Genomic DNA, 8456 nt, shown 5'->3' with positions numbered 1-8456 from the left:
AGCTACGCGGGACTGCGTCCCGATCTCGCCCAAGTGGGCCCACCACTTGGGCTCGTCGCGCCTTGCACTCGACGCAAAGTCCTCGGTGATCATCCGCGCCCCCTCATGAAATATCCGGGCTAGGCGCGGAAGAAGCGCAATAGGCCGAGCAGAACCGCGCGAACTGCTTGCGGTGCTTCGGCCGCATCGATGCTGTTGCCGTTCAGGCTCAGCGTGCCGCTGAGGTCGGCCGATTCTTCGCCGCGCTCGATACGCAGATCGGTGAATTCGATGCTGAGCTCGTTGGCCTGGCCGTCGCGCTGGCCGCTCAACTGCAGTGAGCCGTCGTAGCTTACGCTGACCAGTTCGCCATCGCGCAGCACTTCGCGTTGTACCGAGCCGCTGACTTCGGATTGCTCGCTGCGTGGATGGAAGTTGACGAACTCCGCGTTGGCCACACGCAAGCCGCTTTGCTCACCGACCACGCCGCTGCTTTGAATCGTGGCATAGCCGCCAAAGTCATCGCTGATCGTGGTGCTGCGCTCAATGGTCAATGCCTGCGCCGTCATCGAGGCGGCGCCGATCATCAGCGCCAGCAGGGTTTGCTTCAACATGTGCAATCTCCAAGGTATGAGGATCGAAGTCGTCTTGGCCTTCGATCGACTTCGATGGATACCAACGTGGAGAATGCGAGTTGGTTGACATGAGTTTCCGAACGCTGCGGTCTGCGTGTGTCGAAGTGCCGCGCCGCTTGGGCTGGTCGCCCGGGGCAAGGCGGAGCGGGCGTGCCCTCTACGTTTGCAACTTGGGGCTCTCCTCAGTCCGAGGTGGCGGCACGTTTGCGAGGTCCAAGTCGGCTGGCGCAGGTCGATGTTCGTGGCTACGTTTGGCTGGCTTCGACTCGCTCAGTCAGCGTTGCGACAGCTACTCGAACCCGCTACGAAACACATCGCTGGGCCCGACGGCGGTGCTGAACGCCACGGCTGCTCGGGTGATATTGCCCTGTAGGTCAGCCACTTCAGCATACAGGTGGGCGTTCTGCATTCGCTCCAGCGGTGCATCCAGGGCGAGCTCCCAGATCCCTTCGTCACTGATCGCTAACATATCGTTCAACTCGGCGCCTGGAGGGCGGCCGATTACGTTGAAGTCAGCGCTGAGTGACAGCGAGCCCGAATCCAGTCCCGAGTCGGCGTCGGCCGCGCCTAGGCGAAACTGAGTGATCAGGCGGTCGTTGATGCCTGGCCTTGGCGAGCTCACCGTCAAGGTTGGCTTGAGGTCATCCAGCGACCAGCCGTAGTCGGGGTTGCCATCGTCGATTGGCATGCCAAGATCGATCCAACGCACGAACAGCAGCTTCTCCTCTTCGCTCAGCGGCAGGGCGGGCGGCGGCGGCATGATATTGCCGCTGAAATCGATGTCGGCGTGATTCGGATTGGCGCCAGCGGGCAGGGTGCTGGCATCACCGGGCACCGACTCGGTCGGATGGTCATCGTTGCTCCAGCCATCGAGGCGCATGCCGTACAGCTTCCAGATCAGCAGACTGCGGCGGCTCTGGAACGGGCGGATATAGCGGCTGGCATTGGTCTGGCGCCAAGTGCCGTTGCTGATCACCGGTGGCCGGCCGTAGTCGGCGCGATCATCGGCGGCCAGTCGATAGTAGTCACCCGGTACGCCGTCGATCTCGCTCACGTCAGCCAGATTGAGCGCGGCCGGCGGGTTGCTGCCGCTGTGGCAGCCGATGCAACGGGCCTGAAGAATCGGCCGGATGTCGCGCAGAAATTCGACGTCGAAACGACGTGTATTGTCGACCCGCAATGCCGGCTGATCATCGACGCGGGTGATCAGCGGGGTCTGGTTGACCAGGTCGGTCACCTCGAAGTCCGCAGCACCCGCGGCGGTATCCTCAAACACAAGCGGTTGCTGGCTATGCGCATGACAGCCGCCGCAATTGGTGCGGATCTCACCTGGCCGTACCTGATGCCAGGTCTGCGCCATGTTCAGCACCATGCCGCGGCGGTCCAGGGTCTGGAAGGTGAACGGGGTGTCGGCTACGATCTTGGCCAAAAAGCTGGTGTCGGGATTGCCTTCGAGGTCGAGCAACTCACCGCCGGCACCATCGCTCTTGCGCACCGGAATCTCGCCCAGAATACGCAGCCGCTCGTTGGCGGCGCTGCGGAACTGTCGGCCTTCGTTTGGCCCATAACTGCGATGGGTGTTCGGCTGCATCGCCAGAATGCGTACCGCCCAGATGTCCTCATCCGCATAACGCCCGGCTTCAGCGCCCTGGGTGAACCAGTTGCTCGACTGGCCGTTCTCGCTGGTGTTGAAGGCATCCAGACCGTCGAAATAGTTGGCCCAGGAAGTGACGTGGCCGGGAAAGCTCTCGCGCTTGATCAGGCTGGAGCTGCCGACCAATCCATACGGCGTGCCGGCCGGCAGTTCGGCGTGGCGGGTACCGTCGTTGGGCAGCCAGGAGAACTGATGCGGCTCGTTCACGCCATGCACGCCCGAATACGGCACCACCGCGCGCGGCCAGGCCTCGTTGTAGTTCGGGTCGTTCTTGATCAGCACCAGCTCATCCGGGCTGTTCACCACATTGCCGCCCTCGATCACATACAGACCGGCGTCGTAATAGGGAACGGTAGTGGGACGATTCAGATCATTGGCCGGTCCCGGCGTCCACACCACCAATAGATCGTTGTTGGGGGCGGCCGAGGGATGGGTGAACTTGCCGACCCGTTGGCCATTGGCGCCAACCGGTGCCGCTTCGTCACCGCCGTGAGTGAACGGGGTGATCGAGTACATTCCACGATTTTGAAACGGCATGCGAAAGCCGTAGCGCAGTCCGCTGCCAGTGGTGCGGTCGATGGCCGGCGCGTCGTCGCCGAACGCGTTGTAGAACTGCGGCTCGCCCGGGGGCGCCTGCGGTGGCAGCCGATACAGCGCACCAAACCCGTTGTTATTGAGATTGTAGTAATCGACCACCACGACATCGCCATCGCTGAGCTGGGTCATGAAGTGAAACGCCTGCGGGCCGTTGAAGGCGCTGATCAGGGGCTCCCAGACCCGGCCATCGGGCCAGATGGTCCAGATGCCCCACAGCCGATGGTCGCGCAGGCCCTGGCTCTCGTGACTGCTGAACATCAGTCGGCCGTCGCGCAGGATGGTCGGATGCAGGGCGCTGGAAATGCTCATCGGTGCGATCGGCGTGACGTTCTGGCCGTCTTCGTCCATCACATACAGTTGCATCGTCGGGTTGGTGAAACCCTTGGGCGGGACAAAGCCGTTGCGATTGCTGGTGAAGGCGATCTTGCCGCCGGGTAGCGGGCTGGGGCCGAGATTGAGGATGCCGTAGCCGAGCCGGTTATAGCCATTGGGCGGGTTCAGCGGATTGGATTCGTCCCAGTGGCCGGCGCCGGTATTGGGGGTGAATTCGCCAAAGGTCAGGCGCTGAATCTGTCGTGTGCCGAGGTGAATGCGATAGATATCGGCGCCTTGGTAGGGCAGGTCGCGCTGGGTATTGATCGCACTGGGGCGCAGATCAGGAAAGTAGCTGTAGTACACCCACTTCGCATCGAAGGACAGGAACGGATCGGTCACCGAGCCATTGCCGCCGGCCACCAGCACTTCTTCGCTGCCATCGGGGTGCAGCAGCATCAGATCGGCGCCCGGATCGAGTTCGGCCGGATGAAACACTTCCGGCCAGGTGGTGTTCTGCAGATCGCCATAGCGCGGCTGGCGCACATACACGATGTCGTAGTTCACCGCGGCCTGGGCGCTGCTCAGCACCGCCAGCACCAGCCAACTCAATACCAATGAATTCAGCGATATCCATCGCATCCGGCAATCCTCCCGCTTCAACCAGGCGCTGCGGGCGTTGGCCAAGCATGCGCGGCGAGCAGGATAGCCGCCGTGACCGCGGCCACGCTCTGAAAGATGAAGGAAAGGTCGTCAGGGGTAGCAATCGCTCGATGGTCGGTCTGCCGCAATGGGGCACTCCAGGGTTGGCGGGGGGTAACGCTTTTGGCGTTCTTTGCATCCAAGCCACTGTTCATCGTGTTCCAGGCTCAGCTGAGCGCAGCCGAGCGGGGACTATGACTTGTGGCGCCTGACGCGGTCCGAGTGCGCGTGCAGGATCAAGGAATCTGGCCCCGGGCCTCCACCAAGCCGAGCAAACGCTATGCGAATCATTGATCAATGCCTGAAGAATCCGGCGGCGGTGGCGGCGGTTGTTGCCCTGGCGATGATTTTCGGATTGCTGGCGGCCAATCGACTGCCATTGCAGCTGTTTCCCGATATCGACCGGCCACAGATGAATGTGCAGGCCAGCTGGCGCTCGGCCTCGCCGCAAGAGGTCGAATCGGAGCTACTCGATCCGATGGAGGAAGTCTTGCAAGGCCTGCCGGGCCTGCAGCAGATGGACGGCAATGCCGGTCCCGGCGGCGCCAATGTCGGCCTGACCTTCGCCGTCGGCACCGACATGCGTGCCATGCTGGTTGAGGTGCTGGGCCGCTTGAACCGCCTGCCGCCGCTGCCGGCCGACGCCGATCCGCCGGTGGTGCAGCTGTCCGGCGATGAGGCCAACCAGGCCCTGTCCTGGTTCTTCGTCCAGCTGCTGCCCGGCACCAGCGGTCAGGTGCTGGATTACCGACGCTTCGTCGAAGAGCGCGTGGTGCCGAAGATCGAGGCCGTGCCCGGTGTCGCCGGAGTGCAGGTCAATGCCGGCCCGCCGGATGAACTTGGCATCAGCATTGATCTCGACAAGGCCGCCGCGCTGGGGATCAGCGTACCTCTGATCGCCCAGCAGGCGACCCGGGCGCGCGATGTGTCGGGTGGCTTTGTCGAATCCGGTCGGCGCCAATACACCCTGCGTTTCGCCGGCAAGTATCAGCCCGAGGAGCTGGGTGATCTGATTCTGGCCTGGCGTGATGGCCGGCCGGTGTACCTCGGCGATGTCGCGACCATCGAACGGCGCCACCCGGAGCGCTCATTCTTCGCCTATCAGAACGGCAACCCTGCCATTGCGCTGCGCGTCGATCGCGAGGCCGGCGCCAATGTGCTGGCCACGCTCAATCAAGTGAAGGACGTGGTTAAGGACCTTCGTGAGGGCGAGTTGCAGCAGGCCGGACTGGGCATTGAGCAGAGCTTTGATTCCTCCTTGTTCATCAATCGCGCGATCGGCTTGCTTTCAGGAAATCTATTGGCCGGCGTGCTGCTGGCGGTCGGCTGCCTGTGGTGGTTCCTGCGCGATTTGCGCGCCACCCTGTTGATCGCCACGGCCATCCCGATTTCGCTGCTGACCACCTTCATCGTGCTGGAACTGACCGGTCGCAGCCTTAACGTGATCTCCTTGGCCGGACTGGCCTTCGCGGTCGGCATGGTGATGGATGCTGCGGTGGTGGTGGCGGAGAACATCGTCCGACTGCGGGAGAACGGCGAATCAGCCAGTTCAGCGGCAGCCAATGGAACGCGGCAGGTGGCGGTGGCCTTATGGGCGTCAACCCTGACCACGGTGGCGGTGTTCCTGCCGGTGATCTTCATGGGCGATGTCGAAGGCCAGTTGTTCGGCGACCTGGCTCTGACCGTATCGATCGCGGTCAGCGTGTCCCTGCTGGTGGCCCTTACCGTGCTGCCGGCCGGCGCGCGCCGCTGGTTAGGCAGTCGGCCGCAACAGGAAGGCAAGGTTCAACTCGATGGCGCCGGCTACCCGCGCCTGACCCATTGGTTGATGCGGGTCACCGCCAGACCATCGCAGCAATGGGCCTGGATTGCCGGCCTGGTGGTGGCGCCGATCGTGCTGTCCTGGGCTCTGGCGCCGCCGCTGGATTACCTGCCGCCGGTGAAACGTGCGGCTGTGGATGCGTTCTTCGATTTCCCCCCGGGCATGAGTTCGGCTGCGGTGAATCGCGAAATCGCCCCGGCCCTGCTGGAGCGGATGAAGCCGTATATGGATGGCGACAAGGAGCCGCAGCTGAAGAACTGGTACATCCTGCTGTGGCCGGGTGGCGGCACGATCGGCGCGCGGGTGGTCGATGAAGACCGCATCGAAGAGTTGGAGCAGATTGTGCGCAGCGAGGTGGTCACTGGCTTTCCTGATACTCGCGCGTTTGCGTTCATCGGCGAGCTGTTTGGCGGCTTCGGCGGCTCCGCCCGCGCCATCCAGATTCATCTGCAGTCAGGTGATGCCAAGGCGCTGGAGCGTGCGGCCTTGGCCGGGCGCGAGCAGCTTAACGCGCTGTTCCCGGGGGGCAATGTGCAGAGCTTCCCCAATCCCGACCAGCTCTCGCCGGAATTGCGTGTCAGCGCCAATGATCGTCGACTGGCCGAAAGCGGTTGGACCCGCCCCGAGCTGGGCACGGTGATCCGCGCCCTCGGCGACGGCGTCTGGCTGGGCGAGTACTTCGATGGCGATGAGCGCTTGCCGATCATCATGGACGTCGCCGGCTACGAGGACCCTGCGGCGCTGCTGCAGGCGCCGATGGCGACGCCGCTGGGCGGTGTGGTGCCGCTGGCCGACTTGGCCCAGGTCGAAACCACCCTCAGCCCGGCGCAGATCCGCCGCGTTGATCGTCGCCGGACATTGACCCTCACCGTCGATCCACCGGCGGATCTGTCGCTGGAGGAAGCTTTGGCGCGGGTCAACAATGAGCTGGTGCCGGCGCTGCGCAAGGCGTTGCCGGACGACGCCGGCGTGCGGGTGTCAGGCTCGGCTGATCGTCTGAATGGCATCGTCAGCACCATGAGCGGCAATTTTGCCCTGGCCTTGCTGGTGCTGTTCCTGCTGATGGCGGCGATCTTCCGCTCGCTGCGCGATAGCGCCTTCGTCATGCTGGCCCTGCCGATGGCCATGCTGGGCGGCGTGCTCGGTATGCGCGTACTCGGCCTGGTGGCCTTTCAGCCGCTCGACCTGTTGTCGATGATTGGCTTCATCATGTTGCTGGGCATGGTGATCAACAATGCCATCCTGCTGGTCGCCAAGACCCGTGAAAGTGAAGCGAGTGGCTTGGATATCCATCAAGCCGTGGCCGAAGCCCTTAACCAGCGGGTTCGCCCCATCCTGATTGCTGCGTTGACCGGCGTGTTCGGTGCCCTGCCGATGGCGATCAATCCCGGGCCGGGCGCGGTGATCTACCGTGGTCTGGCGGCGGTAACGGTCGGCGGCGTGGCGCTCAGCCTGATCTTCACCCTTGTGCTGATGCCGGCCCTGCTGCGGCTCGATTTGAGCTTCCTGCGCGGCCGGCGCGGCTACGCATCCACATCCAAACTGCAGGTTGCGACCGACAGCGGTCGCTGAGAGGAGAATGATCATGGCAAACAAACACGGCGTGCTGATCGCGATGCTGGTCACTTTGGCCCTGCCTGCCGGTCGGTTGGCGGCGCAGAACCCGGGGCCGCCGCCGGCCAACGTGGCGGTTGGCGTGGCGCTGGAACAGACCTTGTCGCCCCTGCAATGGAGCCCGGCCAGTGTGGTCAGTCGACGCGATGCGCGCGTGGCCGCCGAGCAAGCCGGTCGGGTGACCGAGATGGCCGAGATCGGTCAGGTCATTGCCGCCGGCGCTGTGCTGGCGCGGCTCGATGACCGCCAGTTGCGCCTGGCAGTGCAGGATGCCAAGGCTGCCGAGGCGCGTATCGCGGCGCGACTTGACTATGCCCGGGCGCAAGAGAAGCGCATGGAATCGCTGGTCGGTCAGTCGACCGTGTCGCGAGCTCAGCTCGACGAAGTGTCGGCCGAGCGCCGTATGCAGGAACAGGATCTGGCTGCAGCCAAGGTGGCGGTCAAGCAGGCTGAGCTGCGCCTCACCCAGAGCACGGTGCGCGCCCCGTTCGCCGGCACCGTGGTGGAACGTCTAGTTGAAGTCGGCGAGTTCCTGTCGGCCGGCAGTCCGGTGGTCCGTCTGGTCGATACGGTGAACCTGGAAGCCCAGGTGCGTGCGCCGGTGCAGCTGGCCGGTTTCGTCAAGCAAGGCGACGCGCTGCAGCTGCGTCAGGGTGACTGGCGTGCCGAACACCCGGTTCGAGCGGTAGTGCCGGTCGGCGATGCCACCTCGCGGCAGTTCGAACTGCGCGTGGCCCTGCCGCCCAGCGCGCTGCCGATCGGCGCCGCGCTGGACGTTGGACTGCCCTCGGCGATGCCGAGTCGGGTGGTGACCGTACCGCGCGATGCCATCGTCCTGCGTCCGGGGGAACGCTATGTAGTGCGGGTGGCCGAAGGCAATGTGGCGGAGCGGGTGACGGTGAGCGTAGGCACAACCATGGATGACCGCGTAGCGGTGACCGGTGCAGTGGCGGCTGGTGACCAGCTGGTGATCCGCGGCGCCGAACGCGTGCAGCCCGGTCAGGCGCTGAATCTGCTCGGTGCAGGCGAGGAGTTGGCCGCTGGCGGCTTGTGAGGGCGACAGCGGCGGCAGATAGAGTGGGCTGCGGTATTCAGGTGATGTCGTGCACGCCAAGGCGAACTCTATGGCTAAGTGGGGGTG

At 64.2% G+C, this 8456-nt stretch carries 4 protein-coding genes; 2 read left to right on the top strand and 2 right to left on the bottom strand.

The window, feature by feature from the left end; all coding sequences use genetic code 11:
* Positions 1–119: 119 nt before the first annotated feature.
* A complete protein-coding gene (locus IFO71_RS12075) occupies positions 120–593 on the bottom strand; it encodes a hypothetical protein (protein WP_192029895.1) in 474 nt (157 codons plus the stop codon).
* A gap of 310 nt (positions 594–903) precedes the next feature.
* Positions 904–3819, bottom strand: coding sequence for an HzsA-related protein (locus tag IFO71_RS12070; RefSeq protein ID WP_192029894.1), 2916 nt, complete (start codon positions 3817–3819; stop codon positions 904–906).
* Positions 3820–4159: 340 nt separating this feature from the next.
* Between IFO71_RS12070 and IFO71_RS12065 the strand changes: the two genes are divergently transcribed.
* A complete protein-coding gene (locus IFO71_RS12065; RefSeq protein WP_192029893.1) occupies positions 4160–7273 on the top strand; it encodes an efflux RND transporter permease subunit in 3114 nt (1037 codons plus the stop codon).
* Positions 7274–7286: 13 nt separating this feature from the next.
* Positions 7287–8369, top strand: a complete 1083-nt coding sequence (locus IFO71_RS12060) for an efflux RND transporter periplasmic adaptor subunit (protein WP_192029892.1) — start codon at positions 7287–7289, stop codon at positions 8367–8369.
* The last annotated feature ends 87 nt before the right edge of the window (positions 8370–8456 follow it).

It is taken from the genome of Pseudomarimonas arenosa (assembly GCF_014841215.1).
Taxonomy (GTDB): domain Bacteria; phylum Pseudomonadota; class Gammaproteobacteria; order Xanthomonadales; family Xanthomonadaceae; genus Pseudomarimonas; species Pseudomarimonas arenosa.
Note: the sequence above shows the minus strand (reverse complement) of the source record. Positions and strands in the feature narration are given on the sequence as shown.

What these genes read in the sequence shown, in the direction of transcription:
- IFO71_RS12075 (WP_192029895.1), bottom strand. Translation starts at nt 593, where the DNA reads ATGTTGAAGCAAACCCTGCTGGCGCTGATGATCGGCGCCGCCTCGATG.
- IFO71_RS12070 (WP_192029894.1), bottom strand. Translation starts at nt 3,819, where the DNA reads ATGCGATGGATATCGCTGAATTCATTGGTATTGAGTTGGCTGGTGCTG.
- IFO71_RS12065 (WP_192029893.1), top strand. Translation starts at nt 4,160, where the DNA reads ATGCGAATCATTGATCAATGCCTGAAGAATCCGGCGGCGGTGGCGGCG.
- IFO71_RS12060 (WP_192029892.1), top strand. Translation starts at nt 7,287, where the DNA reads ATGGCAAACAAACACGGCGTGCTGATCGCGATGCTGGTCACTTTGGCC.